The organism is Anaerostipes sp. MSJ-23, assembly GCF_018918155.1.
Classification (GTDB): Bacteria; Bacillota; Clostridia; order Lachnospirales; family Lachnospiraceae; genus Anaerostipes.
On the sequence record NZ_JAHLPY010000003.1, the window covers coordinates 142,627 to 160,151 of the forward strand.

Sequence of the window (17,525 nt, forward strand, 5' to 3'; positions counted from 1 at the left end):
TAGGCGCCCATTTACTTTGCAGTATTATATTGTATACAATATAAGCAGCAGAGAATTCATAATAAAGAAGGTGAGGAGAATGGGTTCATTGGCAAATTACCTGATGGAAGAGCTTTCGCTTAAAACCAGTTTTGTTATTCCGATTGGTCCTGGAATTCCAGTTCCGCAATCCGCAGTAACAACTTGGGTGATTATGGCGATTGTTGTTGTGCTCTGCATCATATTTGTACGGAACCTGAAAGTCGTACCGGAAGGACCGCAAGTCTATGTAGAAGCCCTTGTAGGATTCATTTATGGATTTATTGGTGACTTGCTTGGAGAAAAAGGAAAGAGATATATTCCATTCCTTGGAACAATTCTGATTTATTTGGCTGTTTCCAATATTTCAGGATTTTTCAGAGCAACACCGCCTACAAAGGATCTAAATGTCACGGCGGGATTGGCCTTGATCAGTCTTTTCTTGATCATTTATTCCGGAATTCATGAAAAAGGTTTGAAAGGATATTTACACAGTTATGTTGAGCCGATGCCAATGATGGCAGCAATCAATATTTTGGAGTTGTTTACAAGACCATTATCACTTTGTATGCGACTTTTCGGAAATATCTTGGGTGGATTTGTTCTGATGGAGCTGATCACCTACGCAGCGCCGTTAATCGTGCCGTTGCCATTCAGTTGTTATTTTGACTTTTTTGATGGATTATTGCAGGCATATGTATTTGTATTGTTAACATCATTATTCATGAACGAGTCAATTGAGTAAAGAAAAATAAGTAAGAAAAAGGAGATAAGTATCATGGGATTAGCAGCAGTAGGAGCAGGTATTGCAGTATTAACAGGTTTAGGAGCAGGTATTGGTATTGGAGTTGCAACAAATGGAGCACTTGGAGCAATTGCAAGACAGCCAGAAGAATCAGGAAATATCAATAAAACATTATTACTTGGTTGTGCATTAGCAGAGTCAACAGCTATTTATGGTCTGGTTATCGCGATCCTGTTAATTGTATTGAAATAATAGATAGGAGGCAGAAGATATGTTTCTGAAATTAGACTGGGGCATTATCTGGCCGATTGTCAATATTATCATATTTTATCTGTTGCTTCGTAAGTTTTTATTCGGGCCGGTAAGTAAGATTATGGAAAAGAGAAAAGAAATGATTTCCAGTGATCTAAAAGAAGCCGCAAAGACAAAAACAGAGGCAGAAGGCATTAAAAAAGAATATGAACAATCTCTGGCACAGGCAAAAGATGAGGCAGGACAGATCATTTCTGATGCAAGAGCAAGAGCTAAAACAGAATATCAAGACAAGATGGATAAGGCAAAAGCAGATGTTGCTCTTATGAAAGAAAATGCCCAAAAAGATATTGAAGCTGAAAAACAGAAGACAATAGCAGGTTTGCAGACAGAAATTGCAGGTATTGCACTTATGGCAGCTTCTAAAGTTGTGGAAAAAGAAACAGATAACAAAGGCAATGAAAAACTTCTGGATGATTTCCTGAAAGAGGCAGGTGTCTAAGATATGAAAAGAATTTCCATGACATATGGACAAGTATTGTTTGATCTAAATGTTGCAGAAAAAAACATACAGCAGGCAGAAAGTATGTTTCGTGAAAATCCGGAACTTTTTAAGGCACTGGAAAACCCAACGATCACAAAAGAAGAAAAAGCAGCTGTGATCGATCGTCTTTTTTCCGATGATTTAAAGAGTTTCTTAAAAGTTGTATGTGAAAATGGTGATGTTGATTGTTTCGAAGAAGCATGTGAATATTATTATGAATTAAAGCGTCAGGAAAGCAAAGTAGTCAAAGCAGAATTTGATTACGTCACAAAGCCAAAGAAAGAGCAGCTTGAACGAATCAAACAGTATCTTAAAAAACAGTATCAGGCAGACGAGATAGATCTTAATCTTAAAGAAGATGCTTCTTTAATTGGAGGGTTTATCTTGAAAGTAAAAGATCATGTTTATGACAATAGCCTGAAAGGAAAAATGAAGAAAATGCAGCAAAGTCTTACATGGAGGTGAGAATCAGGTGAGCAGTATCAATCCGGAAACTGTCGTTTCTGTGTTAAAAGATCAAATTGAACATTATGACCAGAAGACAGAGGTTAAAGAAGAAGGACGTATTATTCAGATTGCGGATGGAATCGCAACGGTCTATGGAATGGATCAGGCGATGTACGGAGAACTGGTTATTTTTGAAACTGGTGTCCGCGGTCTTGTATTAAATGTAGAAAGAAACTGTATCGGATGTGTTTTACTTGGTTCCGATCATGGTTTAATGGAAGGCTCGAAAGTGGTAAGAACCGGAGTTCAGGCAGATATTCCGGTAGGAGATGCCATGATCGGAAGAGTCGTAAATGCCATTGGAGAACCAATTGACGGAAAAGGTGAAATTAAAACAGATGAAAGAAGACCAATCGAGCATGAAGCAGCAGGTGTTATTGACAGAAAATCGGTTGATCAGCCATTGCAGACAGGTATTCTTGCAATTGACTCAATGTTCCCAATCGGACGTGGACAGCGTGAGTTAATTATCGGTGACCGTCAGACAGGTAAAACATCTATCGCAGTCGATACGATCCTGAATCAGAAAGGACAGGATGTTATCTGTATTTATGTAGCGATCGGACAGAAAGCATCTACCGTATCACAGATCGTAACAACACTAACAAAACATGGGGCAATGGATTACTCTATCGTTGTATCTGCATCTGCAAGTGATCTTGCATCTTTGCAGTATATTGCACCATATGCAGGAACAGCAATTGCAGAACATTTTATGCACCAGGGAAAAGATGTATTGATTGTATATGATGATTTGTCCAAACATGCGGTTGCTTATCGTGCAATTTCCTTACTTCTGGAGAGACCACCTGGACGTGAAGCTTATCCTGGTGATGTATTCTATTTACATTCCAGATTGCTGGAACGTTCTTGCCGTTTGAGCGACGAACTAGGCGGAGGATCTATCACAGCACTGCCAATTATTGAGACACAGGCTGGTGATGTATCTGCATACATTCCAACCAATGTAATTTCTATTACAGATGGTCAGATCTTCCTGGAAAGTGAATTATTCTTCTCAGGTGTTAGACCAGCCGTCAATGTAGGTTTGTCTGTATCTCGTGTAGGTGGAGCAGCTCAGACAAAGATTATGAAGAAAGTAGCCGGAAATTTACGTATTGACTTGGCACAGTACCGTGAACTTGAAGTATTTACACAGTTTAGTTCTGATCTAGATGAAGGAACAAAAGCAACATTAAATTATGGTTCTCATCTGATTGAACTGTTAAAACAGCCACTGTATCATCCAATGGCTCTTCATAAACAGATTTTACTTCTGTTTGCAGCATCTCATAAGATGTTAAATGACATTCCTGTAAAAGAATTAAAAGCAGAGACAGAAGAAATGACAGCATTCTTTGAACAGAAATATCCAGAAACAGCGAAGAAGATTGATGAAGAAAAAGTATTAACGGATGAAATTGCGAAGGAATTAAATGAGGCAATTGAAGCCTATTTGAAGTAGGTGATACTTTATGGCAAATATTAGAGAAATTAAGACAAGGATGAACAGTATTGAAGATACATTAAAAATTACAAATGCAATGTATCTGATTTCTTCTTCTAAATTAAAAAAAGCCAGAAAACAGTTGGATGCCACAACACCTTACTTTGAAATGATACAGGCATCTTTGTTGGATATTACAGTACATACACCGGATTTGAATCATATTTTTCTATCTGGAAGAAAGAAAGAACATCCGAAAAAAGGTTATCTGGTCATGACTGCAGATCGTGGTCTGGCCGGAGCCTATAACCATAATGTGCTAAAAATGGCAGAAGAAGAAATTGATGATGATGCAAAACTGTTTATCATTGGTTATATGGGAAGAAATTATTTTGGAAGAAAAAATGCTGCCAGAATGGATGAAGATTTCTTCTATACAACTCAGGACCCAACCATTTATCGTGCAAGAAGAATTGCAGAAAAATTGATTGAAGAGTATGTATCAGGAGAACTTGATGAAGTGTATGTTATTTATACAAAAATGATTTCATCTATGGCATCAGAGCCTCGCATGATTCGTGTACTTCCATTAAATCCAGATGAATATGGAATCGCAGGAAAAGGAAAACGTACGCATATGACAGAATTTCAGCCTTCTGTAAAGGCTGTTTTGGACCGTCTGGCACCAAACTATATCAAAGGTCTTATCTATGGTGCAATGGTAGAATCTTTTTCTAGTGAATTGAATGCCAGAATGATGGCAATGGAAGGTGCAAGTAAGAGTGCAAGAGAAATGATAAAATCACTGGGACTCATGTATAACCGTGCCCGTCAGGCAGCCATTACTCAGGAAATTACTGAGGTGTGCGCCGGAGCAAAATCATTAAAGAAGAAGTAACAGTGAAGGAAGGGATAAAAACATGGAAAAAGGAAAAATCGTACAGATTCTGGGTCCAGTTATTGACGTGGAATTTGAAACAGAACAGCTCCCTTTGATTCATGACGCTTTGACAGTTGTTAATAAAGGAAAAGAAGTTGTTATGGAAGTGGAACAGCATATGGGAAATCGTACTGTGCGCTGTATCCTCCTGGCTGCCAGTGAAGGACTTCACAAAGGTATGGAAGTCACAGCAACTGGTGGACCAATCAAAGTTCCAGTCGGAAAACAGACATTAGGACGTATGTTTAACGTACTTGGAGAAGCTATCGATAAAGGAGAGCCTGTTGAGACAGAAGAAAAATGGGCGATCCATCGTGAACCACCAAAATTTGAAGACCAGAGTCCTGTTGTAGAAATGTTTGAAACAGGTATCAAAGTCATCGACCTTTTAGCACCATATGCGAAAGGTGGTAAGATCGGTCTGTTCGGAGGTGCCGGAGTCGGTAAGACAGTCTTAATTCAGGAACTGATTCATAATATTGCAACAGAACATGGAGGATACTCCATCTTCACAGGTGTAGGAGAACGTTCAAGAGAAGGAAATGACCTCTGGAATGAAATGACAGAATCCGGAGTTATCAAAAATACAGCCTTAGTGTTTGGACAGATGAACGAGCCACCTGGATCTCGTATGAGAGTTGCCCAGACAGGACTTACCATGGCAGAATATTTCCGTGATCAGGAAAAACAGAACGTGTTATTATTCATCGATAACATTTTCCGTTATGTACAGGCAGGATCAGAGGTATCTGCTCTGTTAGGACGTATGCCATCTGCTGTAGGTTATCAGCCAACACTGGCAAATGAAGTCGGTGCTTTACAGGAACGTATCACATCCACAAAGAACGGATCTATTACATCCGTACAGGCAGTTTATGTGCCAGCCGATGACTTAACAGACCCAGCACCAGCAACAACATTTGCCCATCTGGATGCAACAACTGTATTATCAAGATCAATTTCTGAACAGGGTATCTATCCAGCTGTAGATCCACTGGAATCAAGCTCACGTATTCTAGAGCCAGATGTTGTTGGAGAAGAACATTACGAAGTAGCAAGACGTGTAGAAGAAGCACTTCAGAGATACAAAGAATTACAGGATATCATCGCAATCCTTGGTATGGAAGAATTAGACGAAGAAGACAAGATTACAGTATATCGTGCAAGAAAGATTCAGAAATTCTTATCACAGCCATTTAGTGTAGCAGAAACATTTACAGGAATTCCTGGTAAATACGTTCCTGTCAAAGAAACAATCCGAGGATTTAAGGCAATCCTTGATGGAGAAATGGATGAATATCCAGAACAGGCATTCTTAATGGTCGGAACAATTGATGATGTAAAGGAAAAGGCAAAAGAGGTGATGTAAATGGCAGAAACCTTTTATTTTGAGATCATTGCCAGTGACAAAAAGTTCTACAGTGGAGCCTGTGAACATGTCATTTTCCCAGCAGTCGATGGACTTTACGGAGTATTAGCAAACCATGAAGACACAGTAACAGCTGTAGTCGCAGGAGAACTTCGTTTTAAAGTTGATGGAGAATGGAGAGTCTGTGTTGTCGGAGAAGGATTCGCAGATGTTACCAGAGATTTCGTGGTTATCGTGGTTGATACCGTGGAACGTCCAGAAGATATCGACATCATCCGTGCAAGAGAAGCCAAAACAAGAGCCGAAGAAAGACTAAAACAAAAACAAAGCCGTTTGCAGTATTATCATACACAGGCAGCATTGTCCCGTGCAATGGCAAGACTAAAAGTTACATCAAAATACGTAAAAAAATAAAATATAGCGAAGAAAGAGAGATCAGTGATCCGTGTATGTGGAAAGCTGGTCTTTTCTTTTATGCATGAAGTACAAATAAATGTAAATGTTTTATGCATACAACCTAATTGTGTTTGAGATAAAATGTGATAAAATTACCAAAAAAGGAGGAAAAACGACAATGAAACAGTTTTGTATAAGACCAACAATCAAACAGTTGGATACTGTTAGAGAATTTTGTGATACATATGAAATTAAAGAAGGAGATCTTGTTTTTGTCAGCAACTCTACGTATGAGCGTTATTTTAAAGATAAGATAAATGGTGCGATTGTTGTCAATTACCGTAAATACGGTTCTGGGGAACCGACCGATCTTATGGTAGAAGGTATTTATGAAGAAGTAAAAGACATGGATTATCATAGAGTTTTTGCAATTGGTGGTGGAACTATTTTGGATGTAGCTAAATTATTTGCATTGAAAAATATTTCACCAGTTGTAGATCTTTACGATGGAAAATTAGAGGTAAAAAAAGAGAAAGAACTGATCTTAATTCCAACAACCTGCGGAACAGGAAGTGAAGTGACCAATATCTCAATTTTGGAACTGACAACAAAGAACACAAAAATGGGATTAGCAGTCGACAAATTATATGCAGATGAGGCAGTCTTGATTCCAGAATTATTAGAAAGCTTGCCATTTCGGTTTTTTGCGACAAGTTCCATTGATGCGTTGATTCATTCGATTGAGTCTTATACATCACCGAAAGCCAGTCCTTTCACACAGATTTTTTCATTAAAAGCAATGAAAATGATTTTGGAAACATACAAGGCAATTGCAAAAGACGGAGAAGAAGCAAGAAAACCACTGATCGGACAGGTACTCCTGGCAAGTACCTACGCAGGAATCGCCTTCGGAAATGCAGGTTGCGCAGCCGTTCATGCAATGAGCTATCCATTGGGAGCAGCCTATCACGTACCACATGGAGAAGCAAACTATGCAATGTTTACAGGGGTTTATAAGAAATATCAGGAGATCGATCCAGATGGAAGTATCAAAGAATTAAATGAATACCTTGCAGAAATTCTTGGATGTAAACCAGAAGAAGTTTATGAAGAAATTGAGGTTTTGTTAAATCATCTGATTCCAAAGAAATCGTTAAAAGAATATGGTGTAAAAGAAGAGGAACTAGAAGAATTTACAGAAGTAGTCATGACAAAACAAGGTCGTTTGATGGCAAATAACTATGTGGAATTAGATCGCAATACGGTATATGGAATTTATAAACAGTTGTATGAATAATTAATTAAAAATGACTTATACATTGTGAGTATAAAAAGGCAGCGGGATACAATTATTTAGTATCCCGCTACTTATTTTTATAAAATTAAAATTGGTCTTTATTAGATAAAATTAATAAAAATATTTATAATTCCGAATGAAAAAGGCAGTCATTAGATGAAAACGTGAGATGGTATCATCTAAATTTAAATGCCAGTTTTCTTCTAAAACATGAATTCGATAAGTGATCGTGTTACGGTGACAGAACATGTTAGCAGCTACTTGCTGAATACTTCCATTGCATAACAGATACTGATGCAGTGTTTCTAGATAATTTGTATCATGAATTTGATCATAAGTTTCAATTGGTTCTAGATATTCTTTTTCATACTCCTGCAAAAGCTGCGGGTCATTAACAGAATGAAGCAGTTTGAAAAATCCCATCTCATTAAAAGAGATGATAGTCTTTTTTTGATTTTTGGCCATAGAAAGAGCAACCAATGCTCGTTGATAACTGGTAGAAAGATATTCTAAATTGTGAATAACGGTTCCAATTCCGGCATAAAAATGTAAGTTTTTATAGGAAAGTTGTAATGCCTTTATCGTATTATTCATTACTTTATAAATTTTTTCCTCATAACTGCTATGAAAAATAAAAACAAATCGATTTTTATAGAAAGCAATATGTAGAGGAAGATTTTCTGTTTTTATATTGCTTTCCATTTGGAAGAGAAGTCTTAATTTGAGATCTTCTGAGATTAGTTGATCTTGACAGTGAAGAATGCAAATATCATAAGAATTTATGCGAAGATAATTATATTCTTCTAATATACGTCTTGCATCTCGGTATTTTATCGTATCTTTTTCTATATAAGTAAGAAATGCATCTGTAATTGATGTATCCTGCTGTGTATCAACAAAAATACGGTTGTAATAATCTCTTGTAATATCGTAAATATGAATTTCCCATGGCATAGTGAGAAGTGGATAATGAGCATGATTACATAAATCTTTGATTCGTTGTGTGATATGTTCTGTCAGAATATAGTTTCCTGTATTTAAGATCATGCCACATGTATGGCTTTGGATCATAACGGAAATAAAATTATATAGGTCTTGTTCATTTTGGCATTTAATGCCTGTTGTAATAATTAATTCCCCGCCCTTTAAAAAATTGTGAGTAGAACTGTCTTCTGATATATAAACCTAATTCATAATGTGATGAAGTCCATCGATACCAGCAATTAATGATAAATGATATTGATTTTTGGTCGCAGTATAAATTTCATCTAATGTAAGTGGCATAAATTTCACTCCTGACAATATAGTATAAATATTCCTCCATGTTTTACCATAATCGAAAGCGTGCTGGTATGTTTTTTCTGGACATTTGTGCTTCGTACACAAGAAATCGGAAGAAAATTGTGAAGGGAGAATATACAAAAAGCCTGAAAAATATGGAAGAATAATGATATTAGGTACGACAAAGGTGTGGAAGAGAGCTTCTTGTCGTATTTTTTATAGGAAATTTCGATAAAATCTCCTATGAAATAAAAAGCCCTATTTGCGAAGTAAAACCGAAAACGGATGTACATAAGGAGGAGCAAGATATGTTAAGAACAGATTTACCAGAGATCATCACAGAAACATTACCAGGACCAAAAGCACAGGCAATCATCGACCGAAGAGAAGCAAATGTATTTATCCTGTTGTTATTGAAAAAGGGGAAGGAGCTATGATCCAGGATGTTGATGGAAATAAATTCTTAGACTGGATCGGTGGAGTTGGAGTTTTAAATATCGGATTTTCACAGCCAGAAGTTGTAGAAGCAGTCAAAGAACAGGCAGAAAAATACTTTCACGGAATGTACAATGTCGTCACACATGAAGGTTACGTTGCATTATCCGAGAAATTAGCTCAGATCGCACCAGTCAAGGGTGACAAGAAAAAAGTATTCTTCGCAAACAGCGGTGCTGAAGCCGATGAAAATGCAGTCAAGATCGCAAAAGCGTTTACGAAACGACCAAATATCATCGTATTTTCTGGGGCATTCCATGGAAGAACTTTGATGACAATGTCTATGACATCTAAGAAAGCATATGCCGTTGGAATGGGACCTTTCCCAGATGGTGTTTACCGTGCACAGTTTCCATACTACTATAGAAATCCAGAAGGGATGCCACAGGAAGCAGCATTAGATTACTATTTAGATTCTATCAAAGTAGTCTTTGAACAGTGTGGACCATCAGATATGATCGCAGCCATCGTTGTAGAACCATTACAGGGTGAAGGTGGATTTATCCCAGCACCGATCGAATGGGTCAAAGCAGTCAGAAAGATTTGTGATGAAAATGGAATCTTATTAGTTGCTGACGAAGTTCAGACAGGATTCTGTCGTACAGGAAGAATGTTTGCTACAAATTACTGGGAAGAAGCAGGTGTACAACCTGATATCCTGGCAACAGCAAAATCTATTGCAGCAGGTGTTCCTCTTTCTGCTATCATCGCAAGAGAAGAAATTATGGAAGCACCAGCACCTGGAATAATCGGTGGTACTTTCTGTGGTAATCCATTAGCATGTGCAGCAGCATTAAAAACGATTGAAATTATGGAGAGAGATGATCTTGCAGGACGATCTTGTGAAATTGGTGAAAAAGTTTCTAAGAGATTCAATGAATGGAAAGAAAAGTATCCAGTGATCGGAGATGTTCGTGGTCTTGGAGGAATGATTGGTTTGGAATTTGTCAAAGATCAGAAGACAAAAGAACCATATCCTGAATTTTCTTCTGCAGTTATCAATGGATGCGCAAAGAAAGGTTTGATGATCGAGGGGGCAGGAACTTATGGAAATGTTATCCGTTTCCTTGCACCTCTTGTTATGACGGATGAACAGTTAGAAGCAGGACTTAATATTTATGAATCTGTAATCAAGGAATTATTGGAAAAATAAGTAACATTATAGAGTGTAATTATAAAAGATATAAAAAGACAAACTTACTTTAAAAGAATGATAAAAGGCAGGGGAAATGATGTATCATTTTTGATTTTAAAGAACCTGATATGAATCGTCCATATAAGGTGAGCCATGGAAAGCTGGTTGGAGTGATCGTGATCATTCTTTCAGGGATCCTTTCTATATTTTATATTGTACCACTTCCATTTTCGAGTAGTGTATTGGTCGCACAAGAATGGATTGTACTTGGAGTAATTTTTTATTTTCATTAAGAGTAGAAAAATGAAATTATTATAATAGGAAGAGAAAGTTTTTCTCTTCCTTTTTTTGGAATATATAATGAGAAAAAATACCAAAAATTGGATAAAATATATAAAAAATAAAAAAATAGTGGAGTATTTTTGTGAAAAATGTTATAATCATAGACATAAAGATTCTGTTAAAAAGGAGGGTTCCTCAATGCATAAGTATGGGCCGGTGATTCGAATGTTGTCACTGGTTACACAGATTGGAATCACAATGCTAACTTCTATTTTTCTTTGTATGTTTATCGGAATATGGATTGATAAAAAATTTTCTACAAATCTATTTCCTCTATTTCTGATTCTTGGTATCATGGGAGGGATGCGAGGCGTTTATGCGCTAATCAGAAATATGCTGGAAGAAGATAACATGGAGGAAAAAAATGAAAAATAAGTTAAGACAGCTGGATGAAACATTTTTAGATTTAGTCGTTGGGATTGTTTTCTTTGGAGTGGTATCTGCAATTTTGGGTATGATAATAACCAGAGGAGATTTTTTGTATTTAACCGGAGCTGTAGCTGGTATGGTTGTTGCCATAGGGCTGGTTGTTCATATGACAGTAAGTGTAAAAAGGGCAGTTCATATGGATACACATGAGGCGACAAAATATATGGTAAAGTGTTCGATCATACGTTATGTAGTAATGTTACTGGTACTTGTTATAGGGATAAATGGTAGTCTTACATGTTTTTTGGCAATTGTTATTGGCTTTTTAAGCAGTAAGTTTTCTGCATTTTTACAAAGCCCGATTCATCGGTATATTACAAAGAGAATCCTGGAAGAATAACAGACGGAAAGGAGGGTATGCGATGGGAATGATCAAAGCCCCCATGATGCTTGCTACATCAGGAAATGATGTAGACTTCATGGTTCATGGGCTGATTCCTTTGAATTTTTTTGGACATCGTGTCTATATTACCACAACGCATGTGACGACACTGATCGTCATGGTGTTTATTCTTGTTCTTGCATTAATCGCAAGACATGCGGTTTTAAAAGGAGCAGAAAAACCAACAGGATTACAAAACGCGGTAGAAATGGTGATAGAAACTTTGGATAAATTGGTTCAGGGGAATATGGGCAGACATTGGAGGCCTTTTGTCAATTATATTGGAACAATTATGGTTTTTATCTTTTTTTCCAATACATCAGGATTGTTTGGGTTGAGGCCTCCGACTGCTGATTATGGAACAACGCTAGCGCTGGCATTGATGACTTTTGTTCTGATTCAGTTTAGTGCATTTAAGACAAGCGGACTTGGTGTTTTTGTCGATTTATTCCGACCAATTCCAATCTTATTTCCAATCAATCTGATTGGGGAATTTGCAACACCATTATCTATGTCATTGCGTTTGTTTGGTAATATCATGGCAGGAACAATCATGATGGCTCTCTGGTACGGACTTTTACCGGTTTTTGCAAAACTGGGAATACCGGCCTTTCTTCATATGTATTTTGATCTGTTTTCCGGAGCAATCCAGACATTTGTATTTGCGATGCTTACGATGACATTTATTACAGACAAACGAAATGCATAAGAGGGCAGATTTTCTATGAAGACTGCGTGAATTTATGACACATATTTATTCGGAAAAAACAGGAGGAAAAAAGAATGAATATTTCAAGTGAAGCATTTGTATTAGGGTGCTCTGCCATTGGAGCCGGGTTGGCATTGATTGCAGGTATTGGACCTGGTGTTGGACAGGGATACGCAGCTGGGCAGGGCGCATCTGCAGTAGGACGTAATCCGGGAGCAAAGGGAGATATTACATCTACAATGTTGCTCGGGCAGGCCGTTGCAGAGACAACGGGTCTTTATGGTCTTGTTATCGGTCTGATTTTATTATATGCAAATCCATTAATCGGAAAGCTTTAAAATATAGCCGAAGGGAGGCCAAGGCGTGGACGGAAGGATATTTGGACTCGATATTCAGCTTGGCTTTGATGTGATCTTTGAGGCAATTGCCATATTGATTATGTTTGTGCTGCTTTCGTACCTTTTGTTTGAGCCGGTTCGAAAGATACTGGAAGATCGAAAGAAAAAAGTTGCAGGACAACTGGATCAGGCACAGAAAGATCAGGAAGAAGCGGCCAGATTAAGAGCGGAATACGAGGGAAAAATAAAAAATATTGAAAAAGAAGCGGATGAGATTTTGACACAGGCAAGAAAAAAGGCCTTAAAGAGAGAGGAAGAAATCGTTCAGGAAGCGAAAGAAGAAGCAGCCAGACGAATTGCCCGTGCAGATCATGAAATTGAACTTCAGAAAGCCAAAGTGCAAGATCAGATGAAAAAAGAAATGGTTCAAGTTGCCGTAATGATGGCAGGGAAGATCATTGCAGAGAAGATTACAGAAGAAGAACAAGATTCACTGGTTGATGCGACTTTAAAAGAAATGGGTGATCAGACATGGCTTCAAAAGTAAGCAGAATCTATGGGGATGCCTATGTCAATCTGAAGCTTGAAGAAAAACAGCTTGAAAAGGCGATGGAAGAGACAAAAACTGTAAGAGAAGTACTTCGTTCTAATGAAGAGTTGAAACGTTTTTTGCATCACCCGCAGATTACAAAAGAAGAAAAAATGAAAACCATAGAAACAATATGGAAAGGAAATGTTTCAGATGATATGGTAGGCTTTTTAAGGATCATTATCCGTAAAGGCCGTAGCAGAGAAATGGATGGAATCCTTGATTATATTATAGAGCGAATTAGGAAGCTGCTTGGAATCGGATGTCTTGAAGTAACATCTGCCATTCCATTATCAGAGGAACAAAAAAAGAAAATCCGAGAGAAAGTGCTCGGAGGATCCGACTATCAGGATCTGGAAATTTCTTATAAGACAGATGTATCAATCATAGGAGGATTGATTCTTCGAATGGATAACCGAATTGTGGATAGTTCCATACGAACGAAATTGACTTCTATGGGAGATTATTTGTCAGGAATATCACGATAAAACAGAAGGGAGAGAGCCCTCTATGAATTTAAGACCAGAAGAAATCAGCTCAGTGATCAAAGAGCAGATGAAGCAGTACTCGGTAAAGCTTGAAACTTCTGATGTTGGAACGGTCATACAAGTAGCTGATGGAATTGCCAGAATTTATGGACTTGAAAAGGCCATGCAGGGTGAATTGCTGGAATTTCCGGGCGGCGTATATGGAATGGTATTGAATCTGGAAGAAGATAATGTAGGAGCAGTATTATTAGGAAACCAGAAAAATATCAATGAAGGTGATACCGTAAAAACAACAGGGCGTGTTGTAGAAGTTCCGGTAGGAGATGCCTTGGCAGGACGTGTTGTCAATGCTCTTGGGCAGCCAATCGATGAAAAAGGACCGATTGAAACAAAGAAACATCGTCCAATTGAACGTGTTGCGTCCGGTGTTATTTCAAGAAAATCCGTTGATACACCGATTCAGACTGGGATCAAGGCGATCGATGCTATGGTGCCGATTGGAAGAGGACAGCGTGAGCTAATCATCGGAGACCGTCAGACTGGGAAAACAGCGATTGCGATTGATACAATTATCAATCAGAAAGGTCAGGGAGTACATTGTATTTATGTTGCCATTGGGCAGAAAGCTTCTACCGTGGCAAATATTGTAAAAATATTAGAAGAACATGGTGCTATGGAATATACAACGATTGTTGCATCAACAGCAAGTGAGCTTGCACCACTTCAATATATTGCACCATACGCAGGTTGTGCGATTGGTGAAGAATGGATGGAAAAAGGAGAAGATGCATTAATTATATATGATGACTTAAGCAAACATGCAGCAGCTTATCGTACCTTATCTTTGCTTCTTCGAAGACCACCTGGACGAGAAGCTTATCCGGGAGATGTCTTCTATCTTCATTCAAGATTATTAGAAAGAGCAGCACGTTTATCGGATGAACTTGGAGGAGGTTCGTTAACGGCACTTCCGATTATTGAAACGCAGGCGGGGGATGTATCTGCCTATATTCCAACCAATGTTATCTCGATTACAGATGGGCAGATTTATCTGGAAACCGAAATGTTTCATGCAGGATTCCGCCCAGCAATTAATGCAGGACTTTCTGTATCACGTGTTGGAGGTTCCGCACAGATTAAGGCAATGAAAAGTATTGCAGGCCCAATTCGTACAGATCTTGCCCAGTACAGGGAACTAGCAGCCTTTGCTCAGTTTGGTTCTGAGCTTGATGATGATACGAAAGAAAGGTTAGCACAAGGAGAGAGAATCCGTGAAGTGCTAAAACAACCGCAGTATCAGCCATTGGCAGTAGAAAAACAAGTTGTGATCATTTATGCAGCAGTAAAAAAACATTTGCTTGATCTTAAGACAGAGCAGGTTCTAGATTTCGAAAAACAATTGTTTGAACTCATTGATACAAAATATCCAGAGATTTTTGAATCAATTGCGAATACAAAAGTAATCGAAGAAGAAATAGAAACGAAATTAATAGAAGCTATTGGTGAATGCAAACGTTCTTTTGGAAAGTAGGGTGATACGTCATGGCATCAATGATTGATATTAAAAGACGAAAAACCAGTATTGAGAGTACCGAACAGATCACCAAGGCAATGAAACTTGTCTCCACGGTAAAACTGCAGCATGCAAAGCAAAAAGCAGAAGAGTCTCTGCCGTATTTTCACAAGATGCATGAGACGATATCATCGATTCTTGCAGGGTCAGCCAATATAGAACATCCATATTTGAGTACAGGAGCATCTGATAAAAAGGCAATCATTACCGTATCATCAAATCGCGGACTTGCGGGAGGATATAATAATAATATTGTAAGGATGATCAGAGATAGTAAATGGAACAAAAAAGATGTTGATATTTATGCTGTTGGTCATAAGGCAATGGAAGTTCTTGCAAATCGTGGATATCACATTGCATCGGATGATTCGGAGATGATTAATGAGCCATCTTATGAGGATGCAAGAATTCTCGGAGAAAAAGTCCTAAAAGCTTTTGAAGATGGAGAAATTGGAGAAATTTATTTGGCATATACGGAATTTAAAAATACGGTTGTGCATATACCAAAATTAATCAAATTACTTCCTGTGGAAATATCGGCAGAAGAAGGAAAAGAAGGGGAAAAGACACTGATGAATTATGAACCAACAGCGGAAGAGGCACTATCTATGCTTATTCCAAAGTACATCTGCAGTATGATATATGGAGCATTTGTAACATCAGTGGCAAGTGAAAACGGTGCAAGAATGCAGGCAATGGATTCTGCAACAAGTAATGCGGAGGAAATGATCTCAACATTAGATCTTGCTTATAACCGTGCAAGACAGGGAGCAATCACACAGGAACTGACAGAAATTATTTCAGGAGCGGAGGCACTGAATGAATAGTAGGAGGAAATGAGATGGCAGATAATCATACAGGAAAGATTACGCAGGTAATTGGTGCGGTCCTGGATATTAAATTTCATGAGGGAGAGCTACCGGAAATTCACGATGCAATTCGAATTGAAACAAGAGATGGAGAAACTCTTGTTGTGGAAGTAGCACAGCATCTGGGAGATGATACCGTTCGCTGCATTGCCATGGGACCTACCGATGGATTGGTAAGAGGAATGGAAGCAATTTCAGAAGGCGGTCCAATTTCGGTTCCGGTTGGCGAGGCAACTCTTGGCCGTATTTTCAATGTGCTTGGTGAACCAATTGACAATAAACCGGCACCGAAAGATGTACGCAGACTTCCTATTCACAGACCGGCACCAAAATTCAGTGAACAATCCACAGAAACAGAAGTATTAGAAACAGGAATCAAAGTTGTCGATCTTCTTTGTCCATATCAGAAAGGTGGAAAGATCGGGTTGTTTGGAGGAGCCGGCGTAGGAAAAACTGTGTTGATTCAGGAACTGATAAGAAATATTGCAACAGAACATGGAGGATACTCTGTGTTTACTGGTGTAGGGGAAAGAACACGAGAGGGAAACGACCTCTATTATGAAATGAGTGAATCTGGAGTTATAGATAAAACGGCGATGGTATTTGGACAGATGAATGAACCACCTGGAGCGCGTATGCGCGTTGGACTTACTGGACTTACAATCGCAGAAGATTTCCGTGATCAGGGAGGAAAGGATGTATTATTATTTATTGATAATATTTTCCGTTTTACACAGGCTGGATCGGAAGTATCCGCGCTGCTTGGACGTGTGCCGAGTGCGGTAGGGTACCAGCCTACTCTACAGACGGAAATGGGGGCATTACAGGAACGTATTACATCGACAAAAAATGGTTCTATTACTTCTGTGCAGGCAGTATATGTACCAGCCGATGACCTTACGGATCCAGCACCAGCAACAACATTTGCACATTTGGATGCAACAACAGTATTATCTCGCTCAATTTCAGAGATGGGAATTTATCCTGCCGTAGATCCATTGGAATCTACATCAAGAATTTTGGATCCTAAAATTGTAGGAGAAGAGCATTATCAAGTAGCAAGAGGTGTGCAGGAAATCCTGCAGCGATACAAAGAACTTCAGGATATTATTGCAATTCTTGGAATGGATGAATTATCAGAAGATGAAAAGCTGATTGTTGATCGTGCAAGAAAAGTACAGAGATTTTTATCGCAGCCATTTTTCGTAGCAGAACAGTTTACCGGAAAACCGGGACAGTATGTATCTTTAAATGATACAATCCAGGGATTTAAAGAAATTCTCGAAGGAAAACATGATGATATTCCAGAAGGAATGTTTCTGAATGCAGGAAGTATTGAAGAAGTTGTAGAGCGTGCAGCACAAAAAAGCAGGTGATCCA

The 17,525-nt window shown here is 38.4% G+C and carries 22 protein-coding genes; 21 read left to right on the top strand and 1 reads right to left on the bottom strand.

What is annotated here, in order from left to right; all coding sequences use genetic code 11:
* Positions 1–79 precede the first annotated feature (79 nt).
* The 9 genes from KQI71_RS04280 (at position 80) to KQI71_RS04320 (ending at position 7,515) form a co-directional block, all read left to right on the top strand.
* Positions 80–763, top strand: coding sequence for a F0F1 ATP synthase subunit A (locus KQI71_RS04280; RefSeq protein WP_216434399.1), 684 nt, complete (start codon positions 80–82; stop codon positions 761–763).
* A 33-nt stretch (positions 764–796) separates the two neighbouring features.
* On the top strand, positions 797–1,015 hold the full coding sequence (gene atpE, locus KQI71_RS04285; RefSeq protein ID WP_216434400.1) for an ATP synthase F0 subunit C: 219 nt from the start codon (positions 797–799) through the stop codon (positions 1,013–1,015).
* Between the two features lie 19 nt (positions 1,016–1,034).
* A complete protein-coding gene (atpF, locus tag KQI71_RS04290; protein ID WP_216434403.1) occupies positions 1,035–1,517 on the top strand; it encodes a F0F1 ATP synthase subunit B in 483 nt (160 codons plus the stop codon).
* A 3-nt stretch (positions 1,518–1,520) separates the two neighbouring features.
* The gene (gene atpH / locus KQI71_RS04295; RefSeq protein ID WP_253287925.1) at positions 1,521–2,024 is read left to right on the top strand and encodes an ATP synthase F1 subunit delta; all 504 of its coding nucleotides are present in this window, start codon (positions 1,521–1,523) and stop codon (positions 2,022–2,024) included.
* 7 nt (positions 2,025–2,031) lie between these two features.
* Positions 2,032–3,531, top strand: coding sequence for a F0F1 ATP synthase subunit alpha (atpA, locus tag KQI71_RS04300; protein WP_216434405.1), 1,500 nt, complete (start codon positions 2,032–2,034; stop codon positions 3,529–3,531).
* 10 nt (positions 3,532–3,541) lie between these two features.
* The gene (gene atpG, locus KQI71_RS04305; RefSeq protein WP_216434407.1) at positions 3,542–4,411 is read left to right on the top strand and encodes an ATP synthase F1 subunit gamma; all 870 of its coding nucleotides are present in this window, start codon (positions 3,542–3,544) and stop codon (positions 4,409–4,411) included.
* 22 nt (positions 4,412–4,433) lie between these two features.
* Positions 4,434–5,822: a F0F1 ATP synthase subunit beta gene (gene atpD / locus KQI71_RS04310; protein ID WP_055196294.1), complete on the top strand. Its 1,389-nt coding sequence runs from the start codon at positions 4,434–4,436 to the stop codon at positions 5,820–5,822.
* Positions 5,823–6,236 carry an ATP synthase F1 subunit epsilon gene (atpC, locus tag KQI71_RS04315; protein ID WP_055159366.1) on the top strand — a complete coding sequence of 138 codons (414 nt, stop codon included), beginning with the start codon at positions 5,823–5,825 and terminating at the stop codon, positions 6,234–6,236.
* A gap of 160 nt (positions 6,237–6,396) precedes the next feature.
* The gene (locus KQI71_RS04320; protein WP_216434409.1) at positions 6,397–7,515 is read left to right on the top strand and encodes a 4-hydroxybutyrate dehydrogenase; all 1,119 of its coding nucleotides are present in this window, start codon (positions 6,397–6,399) and stop codon (positions 7,513–7,515) included.
* 111 nt (positions 7,516–7,626) lie between these two features.
* Here KQI71_RS04320 and KQI71_RS12785 read toward each other — a convergent pair whose 3' ends face one another.
* Positions 7,627–8,694 carry a helix-turn-helix domain-containing protein gene (locus KQI71_RS12785; protein WP_330655278.1) on the bottom strand — a complete coding sequence of 356 codons (1,068 nt, stop codon included), beginning with the start codon at positions 8,692–8,694 and terminating at the stop codon, positions 7,627–7,629.
* A 410-nt stretch (positions 8,695–9,104) separates the two neighbouring features.
* Between KQI71_RS12785 and KQI71_RS12790 the strand changes: the two genes are divergently transcribed.
* The 12 genes from KQI71_RS12790 (at position 9,105) to atpD (KQI71_RS04380) (ending at position 17,521) form a co-directional block, all read left to right on the top strand.
* Positions 9,105–9,233: a hypothetical protein gene (locus tag KQI71_RS12790; protein WP_330655269.1), complete on the top strand. Its 129-nt coding sequence runs from the start codon at positions 9,105–9,107 to the stop codon at positions 9,231–9,233.
* Positions 9,230–10,444 carry an aspartate aminotransferase family protein gene (locus KQI71_RS04330; RefSeq protein WP_330655270.1) on the top strand — a complete coding sequence of 405 codons (1,215 nt, stop codon included), beginning with the start codon at positions 9,230–9,232 and terminating at the stop codon, positions 10,442–10,444. Before KQI71_RS12790 ends, KQI71_RS04330 begins: the two co-directional genes overlap by 4 nt.
* Positions 10,445–10,554: 110 nt before the next feature.
* A complete protein-coding gene (locus KQI71_RS04335) occupies positions 10,555–10,719 on the top strand; it encodes a hypothetical protein (protein ID WP_216434412.1) in 165 nt (54 codons plus the stop codon).
* Between the two features lie 187 nt (positions 10,720–10,906).
* Complete coding sequence (locus KQI71_RS04340; protein WP_216434414.1) at positions 10,907–11,143, top strand: AtpZ/AtpI family protein; 237 nt, start codon at positions 10,907–10,909, stop codon at positions 11,141–11,143.
* Positions 11,133–11,537, top strand: coding sequence for an ATP synthase subunit I (locus tag KQI71_RS04345; protein WP_216434416.1), 405 nt, complete (start codon positions 11,133–11,135; stop codon positions 11,535–11,537). Before KQI71_RS04340 ends, KQI71_RS04345 begins: the two co-directional genes overlap by 11 nt.
* A 22-nt stretch (positions 11,538–11,559) precedes the next feature.
* A complete protein-coding gene (gene atpB / locus KQI71_RS04350; protein ID WP_216434418.1) occupies positions 11,560–12,288 on the top strand; it encodes a F0F1 ATP synthase subunit A in 729 nt (242 codons plus the stop codon).
* Between the two features lie 74 nt (positions 12,289–12,362).
* Complete coding sequence (gene atpE / locus KQI71_RS04355; RefSeq protein ID WP_216434420.1) at positions 12,363–12,626, top strand: ATP synthase F0 subunit C; 264 nt, start codon at positions 12,363–12,365, stop codon at positions 12,624–12,626.
* Positions 12,627–12,651: 25 nt separating this feature from the next.
* Positions 12,652–13,173 carry a F0F1 ATP synthase subunit B gene (atpF, locus tag KQI71_RS04360; RefSeq protein WP_216434422.1) on the top strand — a complete coding sequence of 174 codons (522 nt, stop codon included), beginning with the start codon at positions 12,652–12,654 and terminating at the stop codon, positions 13,171–13,173.
* A complete protein-coding gene (gene atpH / locus KQI71_RS04365) occupies positions 13,158–13,703 on the top strand; it encodes an ATP synthase F1 subunit delta (protein WP_216434424.1) in 546 nt (181 codons plus the stop codon). The genes atpF (KQI71_RS04360) and atpH (KQI71_RS04365) overlap by 16 nt, the downstream gene beginning before the upstream one ends.
* A 22-nt stretch (positions 13,704–13,725) precedes the next feature.
* Positions 13,726–15,234 carry a F0F1 ATP synthase subunit alpha gene (gene atpA, locus KQI71_RS04370; protein ID WP_216434427.1) on the top strand — a complete coding sequence of 503 codons (1,509 nt, stop codon included), beginning with the start codon at positions 13,726–13,728 and terminating at the stop codon, positions 15,232–15,234.
* An 11-nt stretch (positions 15,235–15,245) separates the two neighbouring features.
* Positions 15,246–16,103, top strand: a complete 858-nt coding sequence (gene atpG, locus KQI71_RS04375) for an ATP synthase F1 subunit gamma (protein WP_216434429.1) — start codon at positions 15,246–15,248, stop codon at positions 16,101–16,103.
* A 14-nt stretch (positions 16,104–16,117) separates the two neighbouring features.
* On the top strand, positions 16,118–17,521 hold the full coding sequence (gene atpD, locus KQI71_RS04380) for a F0F1 ATP synthase subunit beta (RefSeq protein WP_216434431.1): 1,404 nt from the start codon (positions 16,118–16,120) through the stop codon (positions 17,519–17,521).
* Positions 17,522–17,525: the final 4 nt, after the last annotated feature.